Annotated in this window: 23 protein-coding genes; 17 read left to right on the top strand and 6 right to left on the bottom strand. The window is 70.2% G+C overall.

The window, feature by feature from the left end; translation table 11 throughout:
- Positions 1–42 precede the first annotated feature (42 nt).
- The 4 genes from ACTMTJ_RS34180 (at position 43) to ACTMTJ_RS34165 (ending at position 8,366) form a co-directional block, all read left to right on the top strand.
- Positions 43–540 carry a MarR family winged helix-turn-helix transcriptional regulator gene (locus ACTMTJ_RS34180; RefSeq protein ID WP_441222804.1) on the top strand — a complete coding sequence of 166 codons (498 nt, stop codon included), beginning with the start codon at positions 43–45 and terminating at the stop codon, positions 538–540.
- 283 nt (positions 541–823) lie between these two features.
- Entirely contained in the window at positions 824–3,586 is a 2,763-nt protein-coding gene (locus tag ACTMTJ_RS34175) for an alpha-amylase family glycosyl hydrolase (protein ID WP_441222803.1), read from the top strand.
- 522 nt (positions 3,587–4,108) lie between these two features.
- Positions 4,109–7,774 carry a hypothetical protein gene (locus tag ACTMTJ_RS34170; protein ID WP_441222802.1) on the top strand — a complete coding sequence of 1,222 codons (3,666 nt, stop codon included), beginning with the start codon at positions 4,109–4,111 and terminating at the stop codon, positions 7,772–7,774.
- Entirely contained in the window at positions 7,767–8,366 is a 600-nt protein-coding gene (locus tag ACTMTJ_RS34165) for a hypothetical protein (protein ID WP_441222801.1), read from the top strand. The genes ACTMTJ_RS34170 and ACTMTJ_RS34165 overlap by 8 nt, the downstream gene beginning before the upstream one ends.
- Positions 8,367–8,373: 7 nt before the next feature.
- On the opposite strand, the gene ACTMTJ_RS34160 is transcribed toward ACTMTJ_RS34165, so the two are convergent.
- Positions 8,374–8,790 (bottom strand): hypothetical protein, encoded by a 417-nt coding sequence (locus ACTMTJ_RS34160; protein ID WP_441222800.1) that lies wholly within the window; start codon positions 8,788–8,790, stop codon positions 8,374–8,376.
- A 444-nt stretch (positions 8,791–9,234) separates the two neighbouring features.
- Here ACTMTJ_RS34160 and ACTMTJ_RS34155 point away from each other — a divergent pair, with 444 nt between their 5' ends.
- Genes ACTMTJ_RS34155 through ACTMTJ_RS34140 form a run of 4 tightly spaced genes read left to right on the top strand, consistent with a single transcriptional unit; the run spans position 9,235 to position 13,432 of the window.
- Entirely contained in the window at positions 9,235–10,449 is a 1,215-nt protein-coding gene (locus ACTMTJ_RS34155; RefSeq protein ID WP_441222826.1) for an ABC transporter substrate-binding protein, read from the top strand.
- The gene (locus tag ACTMTJ_RS34150) at positions 10,446–11,399 is read left to right on the top strand and encodes a carbohydrate ABC transporter permease (protein ID WP_441222799.1); all 954 of its coding nucleotides are present in this window, start codon (positions 10,446–10,448) and stop codon (positions 11,397–11,399) included. Before ACTMTJ_RS34155 ends, ACTMTJ_RS34150 begins: the two co-directional genes overlap by 4 nt.
- Positions 11,399–12,226: a carbohydrate ABC transporter permease gene (locus ACTMTJ_RS34145; RefSeq protein WP_441222798.1), complete on the top strand. Its 828-nt coding sequence runs from the start codon at positions 11,399–11,401 to the stop codon at positions 12,224–12,226. The genes ACTMTJ_RS34150 and ACTMTJ_RS34145 overlap by 1 nt, the downstream gene beginning before the upstream one ends.
- A 3-nt stretch (positions 12,227–12,229) precedes the next feature.
- A complete protein-coding gene (locus ACTMTJ_RS34140) occupies positions 12,230–13,432 on the top strand; it encodes an ABC transporter ATP-binding protein (protein ID WP_441222797.1) in 1,203 nt (400 codons plus the stop codon).
- 47 nt (positions 13,433–13,479) lie between these two features.
- On the opposite strand, the gene ACTMTJ_RS34135 is transcribed toward ACTMTJ_RS34140, so the two are convergent.
- Positions 13,480–13,887 carry a hypothetical protein gene (locus tag ACTMTJ_RS34135; protein WP_441222796.1) on the bottom strand — a complete coding sequence of 136 codons (408 nt, stop codon included), beginning with the start codon at positions 13,885–13,887 and terminating at the stop codon, positions 13,480–13,482.
- 110 nt (positions 13,888–13,997) lie between these two features.
- Between ACTMTJ_RS34135 and ACTMTJ_RS34130 the strand changes: the two genes are divergently transcribed.
- Positions 13,998–14,663, top strand: coding sequence for a winged helix-turn-helix transcriptional regulator (locus tag ACTMTJ_RS34130; protein ID WP_441222795.1), 666 nt, complete (start codon positions 13,998–14,000; stop codon positions 14,661–14,663).
- Here the strand turns inward: ACTMTJ_RS34130 and ACTMTJ_RS34125 are convergent, their stop codons facing one another.
- On the bottom strand, positions 14,664–15,050 hold the full coding sequence (locus tag ACTMTJ_RS34125) for a hypothetical protein (protein ID WP_441222794.1): 387 nt from the start codon (positions 15,048–15,050) through the stop codon (positions 14,664–14,666). It abuts the gene before it with no gap.
- Positions 15,051–15,108: 58 nt separating this feature from the next.
- Here ACTMTJ_RS34125 and ACTMTJ_RS34120 point away from each other — a divergent pair, with 58 nt between their 5' ends.
- From ACTMTJ_RS34120 to ACTMTJ_RS34110, 3 genes are read left to right on the top strand one after another with little or no spacing between them, the layout of a single operon-like run.
- Positions 15,109–16,029, top strand: a complete 921-nt coding sequence (locus ACTMTJ_RS34120) for a phosphotransferase (protein ID WP_441222793.1) — start codon at positions 15,109–15,111, stop codon at positions 16,027–16,029.
- A 35-nt stretch (positions 16,030–16,064) separates the two neighbouring features.
- Entirely contained in the window at positions 16,065–16,544 is a 480-nt protein-coding gene (locus ACTMTJ_RS34115; RefSeq protein WP_441222792.1) for a hypothetical protein, read from the top strand.
- Positions 16,545–16,562: 18 nt separating this feature from the next.
- Positions 16,563–17,888: a BTAD domain-containing putative transcriptional regulator gene (locus ACTMTJ_RS34110; RefSeq protein WP_441222791.1), complete on the top strand. Its 1,326-nt coding sequence runs from the start codon at positions 16,563–16,565 to the stop codon at positions 17,886–17,888.
- Between the two features lie 370 nt (positions 17,889–18,258).
- Here the strand turns inward: ACTMTJ_RS34110 and ACTMTJ_RS34105 are convergent, their stop codons facing one another.
- From ACTMTJ_RS34105 to ACTMTJ_RS34095, 3 genes are read right to left on the bottom strand one after another with little or no spacing between them, the layout of a single operon-like run.
- The gene (locus ACTMTJ_RS34105; protein WP_441222790.1) at positions 18,259–18,831 is read right to left on the bottom strand and encodes a TetR/AcrR family transcriptional regulator; all 573 of its coding nucleotides are present in this window, start codon (positions 18,829–18,831) and stop codon (positions 18,259–18,261) included.
- A complete protein-coding gene (locus ACTMTJ_RS34100) occupies positions 18,776–19,750 on the bottom strand; it encodes an FAD-dependent oxidoreductase (protein ID WP_441222789.1) in 975 nt (324 codons plus the stop codon). Before ACTMTJ_RS34100 ends, ACTMTJ_RS34105 begins: the two co-directional genes overlap by 56 nt.
- 56 nt (positions 19,751–19,806) lie before the next feature.
- A complete protein-coding gene (locus ACTMTJ_RS34095) occupies positions 19,807–20,049 on the bottom strand; it encodes a winged helix-turn-helix domain-containing protein (RefSeq protein WP_441222788.1) in 243 nt (80 codons plus the stop codon).
- Between the two features lie 185 nt (positions 20,050–20,234).
- Between ACTMTJ_RS34095 and ACTMTJ_RS34090 the strand changes: the two genes are divergently transcribed.
- The 5 genes from ACTMTJ_RS34090 to argS all read left to right on the top strand — a co-directional run bounded on the left by ACTMTJ_RS34090 (position 20,235) and on the right by argS (position 25,097).
- Complete coding sequence (locus tag ACTMTJ_RS34090) at positions 20,235–21,035, top strand: class I SAM-dependent methyltransferase (RefSeq protein WP_441222787.1); 801 nt, start codon at positions 20,235–20,237, stop codon at positions 21,033–21,035.
- A 152-nt stretch (positions 21,036–21,187) separates the two neighbouring features.
- Positions 21,188–21,898, top strand: a complete 711-nt coding sequence (locus ACTMTJ_RS34085; RefSeq protein WP_441222786.1) for a hypothetical protein — start codon at positions 21,188–21,190, stop codon at positions 21,896–21,898.
- An 86-nt stretch (positions 21,899–21,984) separates the two neighbouring features.
- Positions 21,985–22,689, top strand: a complete 705-nt coding sequence (locus tag ACTMTJ_RS34080) for a hypothetical protein (protein ID WP_441222785.1) — start codon at positions 21,985–21,987, stop codon at positions 22,687–22,689.
- 181 nt (positions 22,690–22,870) lie between these two features.
- Entirely contained in the window at positions 22,871–23,254 is a 384-nt protein-coding gene (locus ACTMTJ_RS34075; protein ID WP_441222784.1) for a hypothetical protein, read from the top strand.
- A gap of 154 nt (positions 23,255–23,408) precedes the next feature.
- Positions 23,409–25,097: an arginine--tRNA ligase gene (argS, locus tag ACTMTJ_RS34070; RefSeq protein WP_441222783.1), complete on the top strand. Its 1,689-nt coding sequence runs from the start codon at positions 23,409–23,411 to the stop codon at positions 25,095–25,097.
- Positions 25,098–25,161 lie beyond the last annotated feature (64 nt).

The following is a 25,161-nucleotide window of genomic DNA, read 5'->3' as shown; positions in this document are numbered from 1 at the left end:
ATACTTAGGCGGAAAGCTTTACGGCAAGGTACCGTGGCGCATGTGACACCCACCGACTCCGTCGACCGCATCGTGGCGGCCTGGTCGGCGCGCGACCCGGGGCTCGACGCCAGCCCGCTCGAGGTGGTCGGCCGCCTGCTGCTGTGCGCGCAGCACTGCGAGCGCGAGATCCTGGCCGCGCTGGCCGCGTTCGACCTGAGCTTCGCCGACTTCGACGTGATCAACACGCTGCGCCGCCGCGCCGACCCCGGCGGCACCAACCCCACCGACCTGGCGCGCTCCTCACTGATCACGTCCGGCGCGATGACCGCCCGCCTCAACCGGCTGGAAGCCGCCGGGCTGGTCGAGCGCACCCCGGACGCCGCCGACCGCCGCGCGGTGCGGGTGCGGCTCACCACGCGGGGCGAGCGCCTCGCCGAGCGCGCCCTCGGCGCGGTGCTCGCCGCCGACGAGCGCTTCCTCGACCCGCTCGACCGCCGCCAGCGCGACGCCCTCGCCGGCACGCTCCGGCACCTGCTCCGGCCCTACGAAAACCTTTAGCGACATATTTGCCCGCGTCCGCGCCAGTTACCGGCCGTATGCTCCCGCGGGCCGGCGGGCCCGCGGGACAAGACCGAACCCAACCCGCCGCAGGCGGCCTGGGGTGGGCGCGACCAGCGGCGGACGGGTGAGGCCGCGGGAGCGACGGTCTGGACCACGACGGAGGTCGCGGTAGCTCAAAATTTCGCCCGAGTGGACGAAGGGGTGAGTCCGGCCGAAGTTTCGAGGGCGTAACGTCCCCGGAGACGATGCCGGCAGTCAATGTCGATTGTGGGGGGCCAGCATGTCCGTCCGTCGCGTCCTCGCGGCCTTCGCCGCCATCCTCGCCACACTCGGGCTGGCGACCCCGGCCGTGGCCGGTGACCGGGGCTTGTCCGGGTTGCACTCGTTGCGTTCGCCGGTCACCGACGAGTCGTTCTACTTCGTCATGGCCGACCGGTTCGCCAACGGCGACCCGAGCAACGACCAGGGTGGGCTCGGCTCCGACCCGCTGGTCTCCGGCTTCGACCCGACGAAGAAGGGCTTCTACAACGGCGGCGACCTCAAGGGCCTGCTCTCCCGCATCGACTACATCCGCGGCCTGGGCACCACGTCGATCTGGCTGACGCCGAGCTTCAAGAACAAGGCCGTGCAGCTCGAAGACGGCCCGTCCGCCGGCTACCACGGCTACTGGATCACCGATTTCACCCAGATCGACCCTCACCTGGGCAGCAACGCGGACCTGCGCGCGCTGATCGACGCCGCGCACGAGCGGGGCATGAAGGTCTACTTCGACATCATCACCAACCACACCGCCGACGTGATCGGATACGAGGGCGGCGCCCGCCGCGGCTACGTGTCCAAGGACGCGGTCCCCTACCGCACCGCCGCCGGCGCGCCCTTCGACGACCGCGACTTCGCCGGCAAGGCCTCCTTCCCGCCGCTCAGCCCCACCACATCGTTTCCGTACACGCCGGTGCTCGACCCCGCCGAGCAAAACCTGAAGGTGCCGGCGTGGCTCAACGACGTGACGCTCTACCACAACCGCGGCGACACCACGTTTGTCGGTGAAAACTCGTACTACGGCGACTTCTTCGGCCTCGACGACCTCTTCACCGAGCACCCGCGCGTGGTCGCCGGAATGATCGACGTCTACAAGGCGTGGATCCGCGACTTCGGCGTCGACGGCTTCCGCATCGACACGATGAAGCACGTCGACGACGAGTTCTGGCAGGAGTTCGGCCCCGAGGTGCTCGACTACGCGCGCGCTCAGGGCAAGCGCGAGTTCTTCATGTTCGGCGAGGTCTTCGACACGACCAAGAGCTTCACGTCGCACTTCACCACCGCCGACAAGATGCAGGCGGTGCTCGACTTCCCGTTTCAGGACGCGGCCCGCGGCTTCGCCTCGCGCGGCCAGTCGGCCGGCCAGCTCGCCACGTTCTTCGCCGGCGACGACTGGTACACCGACGCCGACTCCAACGTGTACCAACTGCCCACGTTCCTCGGCAACCATGACATGGGCCGCATCGGCCACTTCGTCACCGCCGACAACCCCGCCGCCGGCGACGCCGAATGGCTGAGCCGCGACCGGCTCGCGCACGAGCTGATGTACTTCAGCCGCGGCAACCCGGTCGTCTACTACGGCGACGAGCAGGGCTTCACCGGCCCGGGCGGCGACCAGAACGCCCGCCAGACCATGTTCGCCAGCCAGGTGCCGGACTATCTCGACGACGACCTGCTCGGCACCGCCGCCACCCACGCGCAGGACAACTTCGTCAGCGGCCATCCGCTGTACCAGTCGATCCGGGGGCTCGCCGCGCTGACCCGCGCGCACCCGGCGCTGCGCGACGGCGCGCAGGTGCACCGCTACGCCGCCGGCGGCCCCGGCGTCTACGCCTTCTCCCGGCTCGACCGGCACGAGCAGCGCGAGTACGTCGTGGCCCTCAACAACAGCGAGCAGGCGCAGACCGCGGCGATCCCCACCTACGCGGCCAAGCGCGGCTTCCACCGCCTGTACGGCGGCGGCCCGGCCCGCGTCAAGTCCACATCGGACGGCAAGCTCACCCTCACGGTGCCCCCGCTGTCCACTGTGGTCTACGCGCTCGACGGCCGCGTCCCCGGCTCCAAGGCCGCGCCCGCGGTGAGCATCACCGGCGCCACGGCGGCCGAGGGCGCCCGCGGCCGCATCCACGTCACCGCCGGCGTGGCCGGCTCCTCGTTCTACGAGGTCTCCTTCTACGCGCAGGTCGGCAACGGCTCGTGGCGCCCGGTCGGCGTCGACGACAACCCGCCGTACCAGGTGTTCCACGACGTGAGCGGCCTGCGCGCGGGCACTCCGGTGCGGTACAAGGCCGTGGTCCTCGACAACCGCGGCCACACCGCGACGAGCGCGTCACGCGCCGCGTCCGTGCCGACCCCGCTGGTGTCGATCGAGGCGCCGAGCGAAGGCAGCCGTGTCCGTGGCACGGTCGAGGTCCGCGCGGTCGTCGACCCGGAACGCGCCACCCACACCGTCTCCTTCGAGCGCCGCGTCGCCGCCGGCGCCTGGACCCCGATCGGCAGCGACGCCAGCTCACCGGCCTACACCGTCTTCGACGCGCTCCCGGCCGATCTCGCGTCCGACACCCCCATCGAGTACCGGGCCACGGTGCGCGAGCCGGACGGCACCACGGCGACCAGCCCGGTGCGCCGCGTACGCGCCGCCGGTCCACAAGCGACGGTCGCGACGCTGCACTACTTCCGCCCGGCCGGCGACTACGGCGACCAGCAAACGGGCTGGGGCCTGCACATGTGGGGCGACGCCGTCGACCCGGCGACGCTCGGCCAGATCGCCTGGGACAACCCGTGGCCATGGACCCGCGTCGAGGGCGGCTGGGCCGAGTACGACATCCCACTCGTCCAGGACACCCAGCCGGTCAACTTCATCATGCACCTGCCCGCCGGGGACTCGGTGCCAGACACCCGCGAGCCGGGCGGCGACCGCTCGTTCCTGCCGATCAACACACCGGAGGTCTGGATCGTCCAGGGCGACCCGACCGTCTACACCAGCCAACCCCCGGTCCAGTGACCTTTCGGAGTCGGGGTGGCATCGACCTGGACCCCTATTCAGACAGAGATTTGAGCTACCGCGACGTCCGTCGTGGTCCAGACCGCTGCGCGGGGCCCCGGGGAAACGTGGAGCGCAGCGGAGCGTTTTCTTGGGGTGCATTTCCCGCGGCTTCACCCATCCGCCGCTGGTCACGCTCACCCCTACGCGCAAGCCTGCGGGGAGAAAGGGGGCGGGTGGCTTGAGCCCGCGCCAGGGCGGCGGTCCACAATGCCTGTTCCCGGATCGGCGATCCGGGAAAGCAACAGGGGTCTCGTCGCCGCGAGTAACCACCGCGGCGGCGCGAGCGGCGCGAGATTCGAGATCTAGGAGAGTTAGGGCGCTATTTCAACCCTAAACGTCCTAGATCTGAAGGCCCACCACCCGGCCCGCTTACGCCGCGTTACCTAGGTGCGGCCGGCGGACGCGCCTGCCGCACCACAGCCGAGACCCTAGGGTTTTCATCGGCGCGACCGGGCCAGCTGGGTGCCTACGGTGGCACGGATGCCTCCGCCGGTGAGGACCGTGACGCTCCCGCCGCTGGCGCCCGCTGTGACGCCGGCGCCGCGGACGGTGCCGGCTGCCGGTCCGGCGGCGGACACCCGGCCCGCGCCGATGACGACCGCCGGTCCGGATCGGGCGCGGGCGGGCAACGCCGCCGTCGCAGCCAGCCTCGCGGCGGTGCCCGCGAGTGCCCTTCCGGGTGTTTCGGGCCTGCCGCTGACCGTGGCCGCGCCGTTGGTGTCGCAGGCGCAGCGCACGGCCGGCAACGGCGCGACGGCGGCCAGCCTGCTCGGCACGACGCCCATGCCACCCGCGACCACGGCCACCGGCGGCGCGGGCTCGGCGACTGCGGCCGCGTCCGGCACGGTGCCCGGGAGCGCGACCGCGGCTCAGGCCGGGGCGCGCGCCGCCAAGCCGGGTGCTGGCGCGGAGCCCGCGGCCGCACCGAAGGACAAGAAGCCCGCGGCCGCGCTGGGGGCCGGCGCGCCCGCGGTGGCTGAGCCGGGGCGCGGCCAGAAGCAGGTGCGGGAGGAGGCGGCCGGGGCAAGGCGGCGGCTGGGCCCGGACCGGGATCCGAAGTTCCAGGCGCTGAAGAAGGACGTCGGCGCGAAGAAGCGGGCGGTCGCGACGAGCCACCCACCGGCGCGGGCCGAGGCCACCAACGCGCAGGGTGCCGCCCAGCCGCCCGCGGACGACAAGGAAGCGCAGGGCAAGGCGGCCAACGCGGAGAAGATGGACGCCGCGCAGCCGAAGGAGTTCGACAAGGCGGCGTTCATCCGCGCGGTCGAGGAGGCGATCGCCAAGCGCGCGCCGAAGAACCTCGACGAGGCCGACAAGTTCGGTGACTCGGACAAGCCGGCCGAGGCCAAGGCCGAGGTGCAGGGGCGCGTCGGCGAGGGCAAGGCGCAGTCGGCCGAGGAGATCGCCACCACGACGGCGGCGCCACCGGATACCTCGAAAGCGGTGGAGAAGACGGTCGTGCCGTTGACCGCGGACCGGCCGCCGGGCGTGCCCGGCACACCCCACGCGGCCAACGCGGTGCCCGACAAGCTGCCGCCGTCGGCGACCGACACCTCGGACGGCCCGCGCGAGATCAACGACCAGATGGCCGCCGCGCAGGTGACCGAGCCGCAGCTGGCCAAGTCCAACGAGCCGCGGTTCGTCAAAGCGCTGGGCGAGAAGAAGGCCGCCGAGCGCGAAGCGCCGCGGGCCCAGGCGCGGATGCGGGCCCACGAGGCCAAGACGCTCGCCGGCGCCAAGGCGGACGCGCAGGGCACCGGCACCGACGCGATGCGCGACATCACCGGCACGCGGGTCACGACCGGCCGGAAGGTGGGCGCGGGCAAGACCGGCGCGAAGGGGCGCGACGAGGACAAGCGGGCGCAGGTGACGGCGACGCTCCAGCGGGTCTTCGACGCGACCAAGAAGGACGTCGAGGACATCCTGTCCGGGCTCGACAAGAAGGTCGACGACCAGTTCACCCGCGAGGAGAAGGACGCCCGCGACGCGTTCACCGCCGAGCACAAGCGGCGCATGTCCGAGTACAAGGACCGGCGCTACGGCGGCTTGACCGGCAAGGCGCGGTGGGTACGCGACCTGTTCGCCGGGTTGCCCGAGGAGGCCAACCAGGTCTACGTCGTGGCCCGGGACAACTACGTCGCCGAGATGCGGAAGGTCATCTCCCGCATCGCCGACACCATCGCCGGCGAGCTGACCCGCGCCAAGCGGCGCATCGCCAAGGGCCGTGCCGATCTCCAGGCCGAGGTGCGCCGGCTCCCCGCCGACCTGCGCGCGATCGGCCAGGAGGCGGCCGCCGACTTCAGCGAGAAGTTCGACGACCTGCGGCAGTCCGTCGACGACAAGGGCACGGAGCTCGTCGACACGCTGGCCGAGAAGTACACCGAGGCGCTCAAGAGCGTCGACGAGGAGATCGCCGCCGAGAAGGAGAAGAACAAGGGGCTCGTCGCGAAGGCCGTGGACGCGGTCAAGGGCGTCATCGACACCATCATCGAGCTGAAGAACCTGCTGCTGGGCGTGCTGGCCAAGGCCGGGCAGGCGATCATGGCGATCCTGCGCGACCCGATCGGCTTCCTGGGCAACCTGGTGCGGGCGGTGGGCGCGGGGCTCCGCAACTTCATCCGCAACATCCGCACCCACCTACAGACCGGCATCCTGTCCTGGCTGCTGGGCGTCTCCGCGCGGGCCGGGCTCCAGCTGCCGGCCAGGTTCGACGCCCGGGGCATCCTGCTGCTGATCGCCACGCTGCTCGGCCTGAGCTGGGCGTCGCTCCGGGCGCGCATCGTGCGGCGGGTACCGGTGCAGGCGGTCGTCGCGGCCGAGTCGGCGGTTCCGCTGGTCACGAAGGTCAAGCGGGAAGGTGTCGGCGGCCTGTGGGACGAGATCAAGGCCCGGGTCGGCGACCTCAAGCGCACGCTGATCTCAAAGATCATCGAGTACCTGGTACCGACGATCATCATCGCCGGTATCACCTGGGTGTTGTCGCTGCTCAACCCGGCGTCGGCGTTCGTCCGCGCGGTCAAGCTGATCATCGACATCGTCACGTTCATCGTCCAGCGCGCCCGCCAGATCATCGACTTCGTCAACGCGGTGCTGGACGCGGTGATCGCCATCGCGCGCGGCGCGGGTGGTGGCGCGCCGGCCCTCGTCGAGCGGGCCCTGGCCAGGTCGATCCCGGTGCTGATCGGCTTCCTGGCCGCGCTGCTGGGGATCGGCGGCATCGCGGACAGGGTCAAGAAGATCTTCCAAACCCTGTCCCGGCCGGTACAGCGCGCGGTCGACTGGGCGATCAACAAGATCATCGGCTTGGTCAAGCGGCTGTGGGCCAAGCTCAAGCGCCAGCTCGACCGGAAGAAGCCGAAGAAGCCGAAGAAGCCCAGGCCCGACCGGCCGCCACGGCGGGCCCGGCGCCGGCCGGACCGCAAGGACCCCGACCGGCGGCGCAGGCGGCCACCCAGGCGCGAGGACAAGCGCAGCGCCGCCGACAAGCTCAAGGCGCTCGATGCCGCGCTGGCCGAGGTCGAGGCGCTCGCCGGCGACACGCCCAGCCGCTCGGTCATCGCGCGGCAGCTCGGCCGGATCCGACGCAAACACAAGCTGACCAGGCTGTACCTCGAAGACCGCGGGGGCGGCGAGTTCCGCGCGGTGGCGGAGATCAACCCGCGCAAGACCTCCCGCACGTACCCACCGGGCGAGACGAAGTACACCATCATCGAAAACGGCGTGCGGATCCTCCGGCCCAAGTACCAGGGTGCGCAGATGATCCGGCGGCGCCTCTACCGCTCCGGGGACCGCACCGCCACGCAGCAGATCATCAAGGATCGGGTCACGCCGCTCCTGCGCCTCAAGGACCGCCGGACCAACAGCTTCGTGGTCGCGGCCGACTGGGCCACCGCGACACATTGGGAGGCCGTCCCGGGCACGATCGTGCCGCTGAAGGGTAAGACCGAGCCAAGCGTCGAGCACAAACCCGAGGTGTTCCGGCACTGGAACAGCGACGGGAAGAACACCAACCAGTCGGAGCGGTTCGACTGGTATCACTTCAAGGGGCGGGAGAGCACCGTGGAGATCCTCCAGGCCTACCTCAACAAGAGCGCTGGCTCGTACGACAAGGACGTCGGACCCAACTTCAAGGAGCCCGGTGAGTAGCGCGCCTTCCTATCACGTCTGGTACCCGATCGTGGAGCGCTCCGGCGACATCGTCCAGCTGCTCCTGACCCACGGACGCCTCCGGACGGCACCCCTGCCGATTTCAGGACCGGCGTTCTTCGGCGAGGTCCTGTCCGCCGCCGGCGTCGAGGCCGGCGTGGTCTCCGGCGGCGTCGACCCGTTCCTGACCTCCTACTTCACCGGCGAGTGGGAGGAATGCTGGGAGCTCAGGGTCCTCGTCGACGGCACCGCGCGGCTGTCCGCCGGGGCGGAGGTCGCCGGCGCGCCGGTGCATGGAGATCCGCAGGCCGCCGGTGAGGCCAGCAGTGCGGCGGTGTGGGTCCTGGCCGACTTCGACCGGCGCAAGGACGCCACCGCCTGCCAGAAGCAGCTCCGCGACGAGCGTGACAAGGGTCCGTGGGACGAGATCAGGCACGACCGCGTGCGCATTCGCGACGTCGGCGCGCGGCACAAGCAGCTCGTGGTGGAGCTGAGCACGTACAAGCGCGAGGTCCCGGACGTCATCGCCGCCGCCGAGCGGTTCGCCACCGTGTGCGCGGACCATGGCGGCCGCCTCCGCGCCTCGACCTAGCGTCAGATCACGGGCCGAGCGCCGAGACGCGCACCGTGTACGACGGCTCGTCGGCGTGTTCCTCGCGGTAGGAGAGCTGGCGGATCTGCCGGTCGTCGACGTAGAGCGCCACGTCGACGAGCACGCCCAGGTGGGCCAGGCTCACGCTCGCCGAGCGGCGTTTGTCCTGGAGCACGTCGCCGATCCCGCCGAGGAAGTTCGTCGCGTCGCCGCTGTGGTGGCCGGGTGGGCGGCGCAGCACCACGTCCAGCGCGACCGGGACGGCCAGCGCGGTCCAGCCGGTGCGTTGCGCGGCCGCGCAGGCGGCCTCCAGCAGCGCGCGCACCCGGCGGGCCTGGCGGTGGCCGGCGGAGAAGATGGACAGCGCCTCGGTTTTCAGCGGCGGCAGCCCACGCACGTCGAACGTGATCGCCACAGGCCGCACGATTGTCTCTTCCACGATCCCGCCCTCCGGACCGTCTAATGGGGAGGATCGGCTTCGGCGGCGACCCGGCCGTCTGACCGTACCGACGGGATTCGCCCTCCGGACAGCGGCCGTTCGTGCACTTTTAGCCATCGACGCTGGTGAGCCTGCCCAGTTTTGCACCGATATCTTGTGCTTGATCCTATAGTGAACCTCGCCAGGTTTGATGTCCGTGCGGACGGGGGAGAAGGGGCGCACAAACGATCCTCTTGAGGCTGGTCGTCGTGTCGCGCTCGCGCGACGCGACGACCAGCCGGGGGTTTCAGATCACGCGTCGACGCCGACGCGCTCGCGCCACGCAGGGATCCTGCGGGCGCGCCGCGCCCTCCGGCGCCCGACCGGAGGGAGGCGAGGCCGGTGCGGAAGACGAGACGGACGGCACGGGTAGGGGCCGCCGCGGCCGCGATGGCCCTGCTCTCGCCGTTAGCCGCGTGCGGCGGCGGCGAGAGCGGCACACCCACCATCAACCTGTACTACGCACCCGAGCAAAACCTTCAGAAGGTCGTCGACGACTGCAACGCCGAGGCGGCCAACCGCTACCGGATCAGCTACCAGGTGCTGCCGCGCGGCGCCGACGACCAGCGCGTGCAGATGGTGCGCCGGCTCGCCGCCGAAGACAGCGGCATGGACGTGCTGGGCCTGGACATCACGTGGACCCAGGAGTTCGCGAGCGCCGACTGGATCCTGGAGTGGACCGGCGACAACAAGGCGCAGGCCGAGCAGGGCACGCTGGCCGGTCCGTTGGCCAGCGCCGAGTACGAGGACAAGCTCTACGCGGCGCCGAAGAACACCAACGTGCAGCTGCTGTGGTACCGCACCGACCTGGTGCAGCAGCCGCCGCGAACGTGGGACGAGATGATCCAGCAGTCGCTGGACCTCAAGGGGCAGGGCAAGCCGTACGAGGTCATCACCATGGGCGCCCAGTACGAGGGCCTCGTCGTCCTCTACAACACGATCGTCGCCAGCGCCGGCGGCCACATCCTCAACGACGAGGGCACCGAGGCCGTCTTCGACCAGGGCGCGGTGCGCGGGCTGGAGATCCTCCAGAAGTTCGCCTCCGCCGGGGTGACGAGCCCCTCGTTCACGAACTCCATTGAGGACGATGCCCGGTTGCAGTTCCAGGGCGGCAACGCGGCGTTCCAGCTCAACTGGCCGTTCGTGTACCCGGCCATGCAGGAGGGCGCCCCGGACCTCGCCGCCAAGGTGCGGTGGGCGCGCTACCCGGGCGTCGACGCGGGCACACCGAGCAAGGTCACCATCGGTGGCTACAACCTCGCGGTCTCCAAGTACTCCAAGCATCCCGAGGAGGCGTTCGACGCGGCGCTGTGCCTGCGCAACGCCGAGCACCAGAAGTTCTCCGCGATCAACGACGGCGTGCCACCGACGATCGAGAGCCTCTACGCCGACCCGGAGATGGCGGAGACGTACCCGATGAAGGACACGATCCTGGAGGAGCTTCGGGACCCGGCGACGCGGCCGCTCTCCCCGGCGTACCAGAACATCTCGACGGTGATGTCGGCGACGCTGTCGCCGCCCGCCTCGATCAACCCCGAGCAGACCGCGAAGGAGCTGCGCGGGTCCATACAGGACGCTCTCGAGTCGAAGGGGGTCCTGCCATGAGCGCGCCCGCCACGACAGCCAAGCACCGGGCCGAGGAAAAGCCGCTGAGCAAGGCGGAAAAGGCGCGCCTCTCCGAAGGCAAGCGGGCCGAGCGCCGGCTGGGCTGGCTGCTCTGCGCGCCCGCCGCGATCGTGATGCTCGCCGTGGCCGGCTACCCGATCCTGTACTCGGTGTGGCTCTCGCTTCAGCGGTACGACCTGAAGTTTCCGGACGAGCGCGAGTTCGTCGGGCTGTCCAACTACGTGACCGTGCTGAGCAACCAGTACTGGTGGACCGCGTTCGGCGTGACCATGCTGATCACGATCGTGACGGTCGTGATCGAGCTGGTGCTCGGCATGGGGCTGGCCGTCATCATGCACCGCACCCTGGTCGGCCGGGGCATCGTGCGCACGTCCGCGCTGATCCCGTACGGCATCGTCACGGTCGTGGCCGCGTTCTCCTGGCGATACGCGTGGACACCCGGCACCGGCTACCTGGCCAACCTCTTCAGCGACAGCGCGCCACTCACCGAGCGGGCCAGCTCCCTGGCCATCATCATGCTGGCCGAGATCTGGAAGACCACACCGTTCATGGCGCTGCTGCTGATGGCCGGCCTCGCGCTGGTACCCGAGGATCTGCTGAAGGCCGCGTCGATGGACGGCGCGACGGCGTGGCAGCGTTTCATCAAGGTGATGCTGCCGGTGATGAAGCCGGCCATCCTGGTCGCGCTGCTCTTCCGCACGCTCGACGCGTTCCGGGTGTTCGACAACATCTACGTGCTGACCGCGGGCGCCAACGAGACCTCGTCGGTGTCGATGCTCGCCTACAACAACCTCATCAAGGGGCTCAACCTCGGCATCGGCTCCACGATGTCGGTGCTCATCTTCCTGACCGTGGCGATCATCGCGTTCATCTTCGTGAAGCTCTTCGGCACGGCGGCACCCGGTAGCAGCGACGAGGGGAGGCGCTGATGGAGTCACGTGGAGTCAAGTGGCGCTGGGGACTGCTCGACGTCATCGTGGTGGTCTTCGCCCTCATCCCCGTGCTGTGGATCATGTCGCTGTCGTTCAAGACGACGGCCACCCTCACCGACGGCAACTTTATCCCGCGTGAGTGGACGCTCGACAACTACAAGACCATCTTCCAGACCGACCAGTTCGTGCGCGCGCTCATCAACTCGATCGGCATCGCGCTGATATCCACGCTCATCGCGGTGACCCTCGGCACGATGGCCGCGTACGCGATCGCCCGGCTCGACTTTCCCGGCAAGGGCGCCCTGGTTGGCGTATCGCTGCTGATCGCGATGTTTCCCCAGGTGTCACTCGTCTCGCCGCTCTTCGACATCGAGCGGCGGCTGGGCCTGTTCGACACCTGGCCCGGGCTCATCCTCCCGTACATCACGTTCGCGCTGCCGCTGACCATCTACACGCTGTCGGCGTTCTTCAAGCAGATCCCGTGGGACCTGGAGAAGGCGGCCAAGATGGACGGTGCCACGCAGGGTGAGGCGTTTCGCAAGGTGATCGCGCCGCTGGCCGCGCCGGGGGTGTTCACCACCGCGATCCTCGCGTTCATCTTCTGCTGGAACGACTTCCTCTTCGCCATCTCGCTCACCTCCACCGAGCGCTCCCGCACGGTGCCGGTGGCGCTGTCGTTCTTCACCGGCGACTCGCAGTTCGAAGACCCGACCGGGTCGATCTCCGCGGCCGCCGTCGTCATCACCATTCCGATCATTTTGTTCGTGCTGTTCTTCCAGCGTCGTATCGTCTCGGGCCTGACGTCCGGCGCGGTTAAGGGGTGACTCATGGCCGAGATCGTGCTGGACAAGGTCGGCAAGCAGTACCCGGACGGCACCGTCGCCGTGCGCGACGTAGACCTGGAGATCGCGGACGGCGAGTTCGTGATCCTGGTCGGCCCGTCGGGCTGCGGCAAGTCCACATTGCTCAACATGATCGCCGGCCTGGAGGACATCTCCAGCGGCGAGCTGCGCATCGGCGGCGACCGGATGAACGAGAAGGCGCCGCGCGACCGTGACATCGCGATGGTGTTCCAGTCGTACGCGCTCTACCCGAACATGACCGTGCGGGAGAACATGGCCTTCCCGCTGCGACTGGCCAAACTGGACAAGGCCACGATCGACGAGAAGGTGTCCGAGGCGGCCAAGGTGCTGGAGCTCACCGAGCTGCTCGACCGCAAGCCGGCCAACCTCTCCGGCGGCCAGCGGCAGCGGGTGGCGATGGGCCGGGCGATCGTGCGCAGCCCCAAGGCGTTCCTCATGGACGAGCCACTGTCCAACCTGGATGCCAAGCTACGCGTGCAGATGCGCACCGTGGTTTCCCGGCTGCAAAAGCGATTGGGCACCACCACCGTGTACGTCACGCACGACCAGACCGAGGCGATGACGCTCGGCGACCGGGTCGTGGTGCTGCGGGCCGGCGCGGTGCAGCAGGTCGGCGACCCGCAGACGCTGTACGACCACCCGAACAACCTCTTCGTGGCCGGCTTCATCGGCTCGCCCGCGATGAACTTCCTCAGCGCGCAGGCGTCGGACGGGGCTCTTCGCACGGCGCTGGGTGACGTGCCGATCGGCGACCGGCTGCGGGGGATGCTGGAGCGGGGCGAGGCGCCGCAGGAGATGATCCTCGGCATCCGCCCGGAGCACTTCGAGGACGCCGCGCTCGTCGACGAGCCGGCGCGGGGCAAGGGCAGGGAGTTCGAGGCACCGGTCGAGCTCGTCGAGTCGATGGGCTCGGACAAGTACGTGTACCTGACCGTCGAGGGCGAGCGGGCCAGCTCGGCCGAGCTGGAAGAGCTCGCCGCCGACGCGGGCGCCTCCGACCTGCCGACCAGCGGCGCCAACCTGGTGACCCGGCTGTCGGCCGAGTCGCGGGTGCGCGAGGGCGGGTCGTACAAGGTCTGGTTCAACCTCGAGAAGATCCACCTCTTCGACCCGTCGGACGGCCGCAACATCACGCTGCACGAAGGGCGCGCGGCCGGAGTGTCCTGAGAGATTCGCGGGGCCCGCCCTCATTTGGGGGCGGGCCCCGACCGTGCTCAGGCGTTGAGCTGCCGCACCGCGGCCACGGCGCCGGCGTCGTCGGACTGCAACCGTCCCGCCCAGCCGGCGTTTTCCAGCGGGTAGTGGTTCATCAGGATCAGTGTCTCGTCGGTGTTGGCCAGCCCGCTGTACGCCGCCGCGATGGCGTCGTGGATCCGCCGGGCCATCGCGCGCTTGGCGTCTAGCTTGTGCAGCTCGGGGACCTCCAGGAAGCACAGTGGACGGATCGGCTCGGCGCCGACGCGACCGTCCTGCGCGACGTTTCCGGCCGGGTACTCCCGGAGCCAGACCCGGACGTCGGGGATGCGAAACGCCTCGTCGACGGCGGCGGAGATCTCCCGCATCATCGTCTCCTTGGCGCCTGGCTGGATCCCCGTCGGTGCCTCGATAAGTACCTGTGGCATAGCTGCTCTCCTTCTCGCTCGCACCATCCTTGCTCTCGGACTGTACAAGTAGTTGATCGGTTTTTCCAAGCAAAAAGTTGCTTAGACGGAGCGAGTGCTAGGCTGATCTGGTGGTGGGCAAGCGGGGATACAACGACGGATGCGCGCTGGCGCACGGCCTGGAGCTCGTCGGCGAGCGGTGGGCGCTGCTCGTCGTGCGCGAGCTCCTCCTGGGGCCGAAGCGGTTCACCGACCTACAGGCCGCCCTGCCCGGCGTCAGCGCCGACGTGCTCTCCCAGCGGCTCAAGGAGCTGCAAGGCGCCGGCCTGGCGCGGCGGCGCAGGCTGGGGCCGCCCGCGCCGGCGTGGGTCTACGAGCTGACCGGGTGGGGCGCCGAGCTTGAGCCGCTCATCACCGGGCTCGCCCGGTGGGCCAGCCAGTCACCCGCGCTGCCAGTGCACGCCCCGATCAGCGCCAGCTCGCTGATCCTCTCGTTGAAGGCGTTGTTCGACCCGGACGCCGCCGGGGATCTCGACGCCACCATCGCGCTGCGGCTCGGTGACGAAGAGTTCGCCATCCGCATCGCCGACCGGGCCTTCCAGGCCACCCGCGACGTGGTGGGCGCCGCCGACGTCACGCTGCACACCGACACCGACTCGCTCACGGCGATGCTCCACGACAACCTCGAGCTGTCCAAGGCGATGCGGCACGGCCGGGTCGAGCTCACCGGCGACATGGCGACGGCCCGGCGGTTTCTCACGCTCTTTCCGCTGCCCCGGGCCGTCGCGGTGGACTGATCAGCAGTCGTAGCCGTGTTCCTGGAGGAGCTGCTTGACCTTCGCGGCGTCCGGACTGTCGGCGCCCCAGCCGTTGACGTCTTCGCCGTTGACCTCGTCGATGTGCCAGTCGTCGCCGGTGAGCCGGCCCTTGGAGTTGGCCGGGTGCTCCAGCTCGACGGCACAAGTGCCGTCGTCACCGTCGGTGTCTACGGCGACGTCGAAGTCGTACGCGACGAGCTTCTTCTTGCCGGAGCCCTCCTCGTCACGCGTGACCGACACGTTCTGAAAGCCGGCGTTTTCCAGCTCGTCGCCGTACTTTCCGGCACCGCTCTTGCCACATCCGGCGATGGCGAGGGCCGCGACGCACGCGACCACGGCCAGCCGAGATCCGATCCCCGTTGTCATGGCCGGCATGCTAGCGAGAGCACGCACGCGTCGTTGTCCCCCGCCGAAAGGGCCGCCATTGTCGCACCGCAAGCCGGACGTCCCCGCCGACGCTCTACACGCCCTGCTCCACAAGGCTTTCGGCGCTTCCGTCAGCTACCGGCGCACCGCCGAAGGGATGTCCACGCAGGTGTACCAAGTCCACACAGGAACGGAGACCTTCTACCTCCGGGTGGCCGAGGAGGCCGACGAAAACCTCGAAACCGACGCGGAGCTGCACCAGCGGCTCCGCGACCTCGGCGTCAAGGTCGCGTCGGTGGTCTACGTCGAGGCCTTCAACGCCGACATCGGCCGCTCCGTCATGATCACCACCGAGGTGCCCGGCGCCGCGCCGGCCCGCACCGCACCCGTGGTCGCGGATGCCGGAGCCGACCTCGCCGTGCTCAACCAGGTGCCGGTCGACGGGTTCGGCTTCGTGCGACGGCGCGGACGCCGGTGGCCGTTGCGGGCCGAATACGCCACCTACCCGCCGTACCTCACCTCGTACCTGCCGCAGACCTGGCCCGGCCCGCTGGCGTCGCTGTTCGCCACGCCGGTCCTCGACACCATCGAGGGCATGGTCGAACACGAGCGCGACCGGCCTCCCGCACGCGCGGTGCTCGCCCACGGCGACTTCGACACGACGCACATCTTCCACACCGGCGACCGGTACACCGGGCTCATCGACTTCGGCGAGATCCGCGGCACCGAGCCGTTCTTCGACCTGAGCCACTTCCACCTGCACGACCGGGAAGCCCTGCTGCCCGCCCTGCTCGACGGCTACCAGCGCGTCCAGCCCCTGCCGGCCGATCACGGGCCGGCCATCCAGCGCGGCGCGGTCCTGCTTGCCCTGCGCCAGCTCTGCCGATGGCTCGGCCCACCACAGGGCCGCCCACTCGACCACCCCGCGGTCACCAACCGGGCCCGCCGCATCCACGAGCTCCTGACCCAGCCGTGGTGAGCGGATGGTGAGCGGGCCGGGCCAGGCTCGTTCCCATGTTGATGAATCTTGTGACCGCGCTCGCGGTGACCGCGGGAGGGTGGCTGCCGGCGCCCTCGGCACCGTTCGACGTGGCGGCCGGCGCCCGCTGCGACTTCCCGGTCCACGGCGAGCCGGTCGTCGACGAGGTGAAGACCAAGGTGCTGGCCCGCCACCCGGACGGCTCGACCAAGCGCGAGGCGTACGTCGGCGACCTCGTCTTCGCGTACACCAACACCGACACCGGCGAGACGCTGGAGGCCGACCTCGGCGGCAGCGCCCTCGTCGAGATCGAGCCGGGCGGGACCCTCACCACCAAATCCACCTGGTACCTGGTGGGGCCGGCCGGGTTCGGCTTCCGCGAGGGTGGCGGCAACCGCCCGCGCGGGCTCTGGGTCTTCGACGGGGTCTACACCGTCGCGTTCGACGCCGCCGGCGTGAAGACGGTGACCATGTACCACGGCACCGAGCGCAACCTGTGCACCGAACTGGGGTGACCAAAGCGTCCTAGCGGTATGGAGTTCAGGCTGCTGGGACCCTTCGAGGCCGGCCGTGACGGCAAGCCCGTGACGGTCGGTCGGCGGCGGCAGGAGCGGCTGCTGCTGGCCATCCTGCTGCTCGACGCCGGCCACGCCGTCACCGTCGAACGGCTTGCCGACCTGCTGTGGGACGGCGAGCCGCCGGCGAACGCACGGGGCACCGTCCACACGTACATCGGCCGCCTCCGCACCGCCCTGTCACCGCACCGGGTGTCGATCGTGACCACCGGCGGCGGCTACGCGGTCGAGGGCGCCGACGTCGACACGGTGCGCTTCGCCGACCTCGCCCGCGGCGTGGCGGCCACGACCGACCCGGGCGAGCGGGTACGCCTCGCCGGCACCGCCCTCGCCCTGTGGCGCGGCCCGCTCCTGGCCGGCCTCGCCGGCGATACGCTGCGCCAGCGGCTCGGCGCGCCACTACACGACCTGCGGCTCACTACCGCCGAGACCCACGCGCGGGTGCTGCTCGACATGGGCCACCACGAGCGGGTCACCCTCGACCTCGCCGGCCTGGCCCGCGAGCACCCCACCCGGGAAGGGCTCGTGGCGAGCGTGATGACCGCCCTGTTCCGTGCGGCCCGCCAGGCCGACGCGCTCGACCTCTACGACCACGCGCGCAAGGCCCTCGCCGGCGAGTCAGGTGTCGAGCCGGGCGTCGAGCTGGAGACCGTGCACCAGCGCATCCTCGCCGGCGACCCGCGCCTGGAGCGCCCGGCCGCCCCGGTGTACGCGGTCCGGGTCCGCGACCACTGGCTGCCCTGGAGCGTCGGCGGGCACCCCGCGCTGGAGCTGTGCAACACGTACGCCGGCTGGGGCGGCGAACGCACGCCCGGCGCGGAGTGGCTCCGCGGCTATCCCACGCTCGCGGTGTGGGCCGGCCACCAGGACCTGCTCGACGACGCCACCGTCACCCACCTGCTCCGCGCCGCCCGACGCGACCCACTCGCCGCGGCCGCGGTCCTCGACGAGACCCGCGAGCTGCGGGCCAGGCTGTACGCCTGCCTGACCGACCCGGCGGACGCGAAGGCGTTCGCGGCGGTGGCCCGGCACGTCGAGGCGGCGGCCGCGGTGTCGGTCTTCCGCCGCGGGCCGGACGGGCTCGGGCACTGGCGGCTGACACCCGCCGCGGGCCTGCGCGCGCCGCTGCTGGCGGCCGCCCGCAGCGCCGGCGAGCTGCTGGCGGATCCGCGGCGTTTCACGGTGTGCGCCTGCGCCAGCCGGACCTGCGGCTGGCTCTTCGCCGACCACAGTGGACGCCGCCGCTGGTGCAGCATCGCCACCTGCGGCGACCACCCCACCTGATCCCGAGCACGAGGCCGCTCGCGGTGGTCAAGCTGCCCGAAGCCCGAAAGATTTGAGCTACGGACCGTATGCTCCCGCGGGCCGCCGCAAAGAACCTGTCGCAGGGACGCGAGAAGGGCTTGTCCCGCGGACCTCTACCTCCGCCGGTCCGGGAGCGGGCATTGTGGACAAACGTCGACCACCGCCTGGCGCGAGCTCAAACCCCCGCCGGTTGCGCGCAGGGTGAGCGCGACCAGCGGCGGACGGGTGAGGCCGCGGGAGCAGCGGTCTGGACCCCGACGGACGTCGCGGTAGCTCAAATCTCTGTCTAAATAGGAGGGTCGAAGCACCCCGACTCCGAAAGGTCTCTGGAACTCGGCGGCGGGGTTGGTCAGCCGCGCAGGCCGTTGCGGAGCAGGCTCACGGCGCGGTCGGCCTTGGCCCGCCGGCGCTCGAGGTCGTCGATCCCCTCGATCACCGAGGCGACCATGCGCATGACGTCGAGCAGGTCTTCCTTGGCCAGGTCGGAGCGGATGGCGCCGTCTTCCTGCGCGCGCCGGATCGGCTCGCCGAAGGCGTGGACGATCCGCTCGGCCAGCGCCTGGAGCTCCGGCGCCTCCTTGCCCTTGGCCAGCGCCTGGTGCAGGCCGTGGCTGCGCACCTGGTGGTCGACCAGCGAGCGCAGCAGCGCGTCGAACGCGTCGGGGCGGCCATCGCAGGCCATCGCGAGCTGCTCGATGTCGCGCACGTTGTCTTCGAAGATGGCGACCGCCAGCGCGTAGCGGTCTGGGAAGTGGCGGTAGAGCGTGCCGCGTCCGACGCCCGCGCGCCGGGCCACCGCGTCCAGGGGCGCGCCGAAGCCGGCGAGCGCGAACACCTCGCGCGCCGCCTCGATGATCAAGGCCCGGTTACGCCGGGCGTCCCGCCGGAGGGTGTGGCTCTCCGCGATCTGGACCGAGGTCACGGCCGAAGTCTACGAGAACGGTGCTCGCACATCCCCAGGACAGCGTTACTCCGGCCCCTCCGTGCCCATAGTTATGGATCATCCGGGCACCGCCGGGCAGCGGCTCGGGGTCGGCGCCGACCCGCGGGCCGCTCCGCCGCACCGGCCGCAGCCCGGCCAGCTCACCCAGCACCGGGGCGCCGGCGAGCTCCGGCACGAGCTCGGTGCAGCGGGCCACGATCCCCCGCGCGACCCGCGGATCCGGGCCGGTGTCCCACTCCCCCAGCTCGAACGTGCCGCCGAGCACCACGTCCCGGGAGCGTGGATGCACGTAGGCGGTGCCGGCCGGGTGGTGCTCGTCGCGTACCGACGTCTCGATGCCCGGATTGGCGACCAGGACGATCCGGCCGCGGGCCGGGACCATCGCGGCGTCCGCGCACAGCACACCGGCCGCGAGGCCGGTGGCGTTGACCACCACCGGCCCGAGCTCGGCCGCCTCGGCCAGGTCGCGGAGGCGCCGGCGCTCCAGCCGCACGCCGCCGCCGGCCAGCCGCGCCACGAGCCACTCCAGGTAGGGGCCCATCTCCACGGTGGGCACGGTGAACCGCCACTCACCGCCGTGGTCTTCGAAATCGGGGACGACCCGCGCCCACCACGGGTCGTCGGACGGCTGGACGAACATGCGGGTGCGGCGCATCACCACACCTGGCGCGCCCGCGGCCGCCTGGCGGGCCAGCTCGTCGTAGGTCTCCCCGGCCCAGGCCAGCACCCGGGGGTCGGGGTCGGTGTGCGTGGGATACCACACCGCGGCGGCCACGGCGGAGACGGTCCGCTCGGGCGGGTCGGCGGCCACGAGCGCCACCCGGGCGCCGGCATCCCGCAGGCGGATCGCGGACGTCAGCCCGATCACGCCCGCTCCGACCACGACGACATCGACCATTTGGGGTGGATGCACCACTTTCCGGGTGCCGGGTACGGTGTGGTTCTGGCGCGATCCTACTTACCTGGGGAGGACTGGACGGGCTTGCCCATTACGTAGACTCCACGGCCCTGGTGGCCCTCGAGCACCCCGGCGTCCTGCAACCGGCCGAGCGCCGCCTTGACCGGGGTGTCACTGCACTCGTATGCCTGCATCAGCTCGGCGATCGAGGGCAGCTTGTCTCCCGCCTTGAGTTCACCGGACTCTATCCGTCCGCGTATGTCATTAATGATCTTGCGGTAAACGGGCACGGCGGGCATGTGCTGGCACTCCCCTTGGTCGGCGTATGACATTTGATCATGCCCGCCCTGGGGTCTCAAGTATTCGTCGTACCCAATTGACTCTGGGTCCTAAGAACCCTAGGTTGAACGTTCGGTGAGGCGGCCCCCGCCCCTTGGTCGGCAACCTGGTGGCCCGGGTCGCCTCACCCCTTCCAGGAGGTTCGATGCCGGGCGGCTACGCCTACGACAACGACGCTGACGTGGCGCTCCAGCAGCACGCATGCCTATCCGCGATGCTCGACGACTTCACCCGCGCCCGCCTGTCCGCTGTGGACACTCCCGCCGGCCCGTTCCGCTGCCTGGAGGTCGGCGCCGGCGCGGGCAGCGTCGCCCGCTGGCTGGCCGGCCGCGGCGCGTCGGTGGTCGCCACCGACCTCAAGCCGCGCCACCTCGTCGAGGAGCCCGGCATCCGCGTGCTCGCCCACGACATCGTCGCCGAGCCGGTGCCCGACCCGCCGTACGACCTGATCCACGCCCGCCTGCTCCTGCTCCACCTGCCCGAGCGCGAGCAGGTGCTGGCCAAGCTCGCGGCCGCCCTCGGCCCGGGCGGCAGCCTGGTGGTCGAAGACTGGTACATCCGCACCGAAGACATCGTCATCGACGCGCCCAGCCGGGAGGACGTGGCACTGTTCGACCGCTACCAGAAGGCCCTGCTGCGCATCCTGGACAACGACCCCACCTGGGCCACCCGGATACACAGCCGGATGCGGGCGGCCGGCCTGCACGAGGTGGACACGGCCATCCACTCGCCCGTCTGGCCGGCCGGCAGCCCCGGCGCGCTGCTCGCGACGGTCAACCTGGCCCTGTTTCGCGACCGCCTGCTCACCGCCGGCCTGACCGGCGACGAGCTCGACCACCTGGAGTGGCTGGCCCGCGACCGCCGCTCCGGCCTGGTGATCCGCGGCCACTTCCTCTACTCCACCATCGGCCGCGCCCCACTCCCCAAGCCCACCGCTGCCAGGTGACATTCATCCGGGGCAACATCAATTTCCGATCGAGGCAGGATCACCGCCGATACACCAACCTCGGTCGCGCAAGAGCTGTGGCAAGATAGCGCGTGGGGTGTTGCCGCTATTGTCGACAAGCCCATGTCCACTGGCACCTTGCGAGGTGGTTGATGTCAAAGCGTGGTCATTCCGGTGAGTGGAGGTCACCGGACGACAAGTGGCCGCGCCACAATTCGCAATGGTTTCGCGAAGCCCTCGATTTCGCACGCAGCGCCGGATGGCATTTCAAGGAGTCCGGTGGCGCGGCACATATATTCGGAGTGGTTTTTTGTCGGAAAGTGGACACCAACGATTTCTGCTCCTACGTGGTGTTCAGCACCGGTGAGGGCGGTGAATCCGCCGCTACAGGCTTGAGAAGGAAGGTCGAGCAATGCCGGCACAGCGCCACGGGTCCGGCAAGCCGACTGGAGGCCGCGACGGTGAAGATGACCAAGGCCGAACGTCTGGTAGACGCGGCTGAGCGCTTGATCGACGCGCACGGAGGCCAGCAGGAGTCGTTGGAGGCGTGGGCACGCGCCAGCGAGCTTATGGACGCCGCCGAGTCAGACACCGCGGAGATCGAGCGGCTGTGGGAAATTGCCGATGACGCCGACAAGGCCGTCGCGCTTGCCGAGGAGGCGGCGCAGGAGGCCCTCGACGCCGCCGAGACGGACGACCTCGATCCTCGACGGATCATGGACTTGGCCGAGGCCACGGTGTCGGAGGTTCACCAGGAAGCCAAGAGCCTTCCACGCAGCCAGGCCGTACGGACCCTCAAGAAGAGGATCCAGCAGTGCCGCACGCGCCTCGCCGTGGTCCGGTCTCGTTTGGCGAATGGCTGAGCGACGTTGCAGTTCGGCCTAGACTGTTGGCAGTCGCCAACGCCACGTATATGCTCAGGTCGAGGAGTCAAGAGGCGGGTGAGATCATGTTCCGTGTCCCTCTTCACGTAGCCGGTGTCGATCTGACAGACGAAAGCACACTGTCCATGATCGGTGAGCGCCTTTCTGACTTGGAGTGGACGTCCGTCGACGGACGCGTGCTGGCCACGCTTCACACTGACAAACAGGACCCCACGGACGTTGCTGGCGTCACGGTGCAGGTCGCCCGACGCATTCGCCACGCCCTGCCCCACGCCACTCTGGTGGAGGTCGACCAAGATTTGGTCAGCGTTTCCGATATCGCCCATCGCGTCGGAGTCACCCGGGAGGCAGTTCGACTCTGGGTTGACGGCCGTCGCGGTCCGGGCGGTTTTCCGCCGCCAGCCGGCTCCCCAGGATCATCCAAGGTCTGGCGCTGGGCACGGGTCGCCGAGTGGCTTTCGCATAACTACAAGATCGATTTCGGTGAGTCATTCCTCAGCGACCGCGAGATCGCGCAGATCCACTGCGCGATCTCTGGCGTGCGCGAGCCCGTGGATGCCGAGTGGGAGGTCATCAATTCGTTCTCCGACCGCCTCATCGGCCATCCTGATACGACCCGCCTGACCCGCGCGGGCAGCTCATCCCCGCAGCTATCCAGTGCGTGGCGTATGGCGGTGGGGATGGTCAAGCAGCCGCCGGTGGCGGTTGAGATCGAGCCGTCCGAAACAGGCGCACAAAGCGGGAGCGACGGAGAGACTCGTGCCGGATAAGGCAAAATCTCGTGATCGTAGGCGCGCGGAGGTGAGCTCGCAGCGGGGTCGGCGTCTCACCTCCCAGCAGCCGGAGCAGGCGCCAGCGAGCCCGCCCAGCACGCCTGAGGTCAACCCGACCGAATTGGAGGCACTAGCCGCAAGCGCCGAACTGAAGGACGTCCGCGTTACAAAGTCCAATGTGGAGCTTTTCCGAGACGGCCCGCTGGACGACGTGGAGGCGGAGCTTGCGGTCAGCGCCGCCTACAGACGCCGATCGGAGGGATTCAGCTGCAAGTTCAGTGTCGCGGCGCCCCTCACGACCGTGGCGGGCGAGGCGATCGCGACGTTCGAAGTTGACGTGATCGTCTCTTTCGATCTTGACCAGCCGCCCGGCGACCTTGACCAGCTGATACCGGCCTTCTCAGCCAATGTTGGCTTCTTCGTTGCCTTCCCGTTCATCCGCGAGGCGCTGCAAAGCATGTCAGTTCGGGTTGGCCTGCCTCCGCTCACGCTTGGCCTATTGAGACGGGGATCGGAAGCCCCTCTGACCGCATCCTTCCGCACGGGCGGGCGCACTTGGTGACTCGCCTCGGAGGGCAGGGGTGGCCACCCGAGACATCATGGCCCGGCGACTGAGCAGGGCGTCCCGCTGGAGTACCTGGAAATAGCCGCCATCGCTATGGCTCGGGGCGTAATTGGGGCGACCACCGCCCGCGACCCCGCCTACATTTGCGGGCATGGCGACCTTGGAAGCTCTGCTCCACGACCGGCTCGCGCCCGCCTTCGAAGCGGTCGCCGGCGCGCGGGTGGACCCGAGCCTGCGACGGTCGCAGCGCGCGGACTTCCAGGCGGACGCGGCGCTCGCGCTGGCCAAGCGGCTCGGGCGGCCGCCGCGCGAGATCGCCGCGGCGGTGCTCGACACGGCCCGGCTCGACGGGCTCGTCGCGTCCGCCGAGGTGTCCGGGCCGGGGTTCATCAACCTCACGCTCGCCGACGCCGCGCTCGGGCCGCTGCTGGCCGCGATGAGCCGGGACGAGCGGCTCGGCGTGCCGCGGGTGGAGGCACCGGAGACGGTGCTCGTCGACTACTCCGCGCCCAACGTGGCCAAGGAGATGCACGTCGGCCACCTCCGCTCGACCGTGATCGGCGACGCGGCGGTGCGGGTGCTCGACTGGCTCGGCCACCGTGTGCTCCGCGCCAACCACCTCGGCGACTGGGGCACCCCGTTCGGCATGCTGATCGCGCACCTCGTCGACGAGGGCGAGACGGCCGAAGACCTCTCGCTCCGCGACCTCAACGCCTTCTACCAGGCTGCCCGCGCGAAGTTCGACGCCGACGAGGCCTTCCGCGAACGCTCGCGCAGCCGGGTGGTCGCCCTCCAGAGCGGCGATCCGGGTACCCGCCGGCTGTGGCGGCTGCTGGTCGAGGAGTCGGAGCGGCACTTCCTCGCCGTGTACGACCTGCTCGGCGTGCGCCTGACCGAGGGTGACTTCCGGGGCGAGAGCTTCTACAACGACATGCTGGAGCCGGTCGTGGCCGAACTCGACCGGCTGGGGCTGCTGCGGGAGAGCGACGGCGCCCAGGTTGTCTACCCGGCGGGCTTCACCGGCCGGGACGGCGGGCCGCTGCCGCTGATCGTGCGCAAGTCCGACGGCGGCTTCGGCTACCCGGCCACCGACCTCGCCGCGATCCGCCACCGCACCCGCGAGGTAGGCGCCACCCGCCTGCTCTACGTGGTGGGGCTGCCGCAGACCCAGCACTTCGCGATGGTCTTCCAGGTCGCCCGCGAGGCCGGCTGGCTCACCGAGCCGGCGCGCGCCCAGCACGTCGGCTTCGGCTCGATCCTCGGGCCGGACGGCAAGCTCTTCCGCAGCCGGGCCGGCGACACGGTCAAGCTCAGCACGCTCCTGGACGAGGCCGTGGCCCGTGCGTCGGCGCTGGTCGAGGACACCGAGATCGCGAAGCAGGTCGGGATCGGAGCGCTGAAGTACGCCGACCTCTCCAACGACCGCACCCGCGACTACGTCTTCGACTGGGACCGGATGATCTCGTTCGAGGGCGACACCGGCCCGTACCTCCAGTACGCGCGCGCCCGCATCCTCTCGATCTTCCGGCGGGGTGGCGTGACCCCACCGCACGACCCGGCCACGATCCCGGTCACCGCGCCCGAGGAACGCGCGCTCGCCATCGAGCTGCTCGGCTTCGCGGGCGTGGTCGCCGACGTGGGCGAGTCGCTGGAGTTCCACCGGCTGGCCGCCTACCTCTTCCGGCTGGCGACGACGTTCACCGCCTTCTACGAGCGCTGCCCCGTGCTGCGCGCGGAGGGCACCGCGCGGGAGAGCCGCCTCGCGCTCTGCGACCTGACCGCGCGGGTGCTAGGGCGTGGGCTCGACCTGCTCGGCATCGGCACCCCCGACCGCATGTGACAGACATTTCGGGGGTCGGGGTCGCCGCCCGTCGTGGCGTTTCTCGCGCGGCGCACGCCATCGC

The organism is Phytohabitans sp. LJ34 (assembly GCF_052068095.1).
Taxonomy (GTDB): Bacteria; Actinomycetota; Actinomycetes; order Mycobacteriales; family Micromonosporaceae; genus Phytohabitans.
This window is presented reverse-complemented; position numbering and strand designations above follow the sequence as displayed.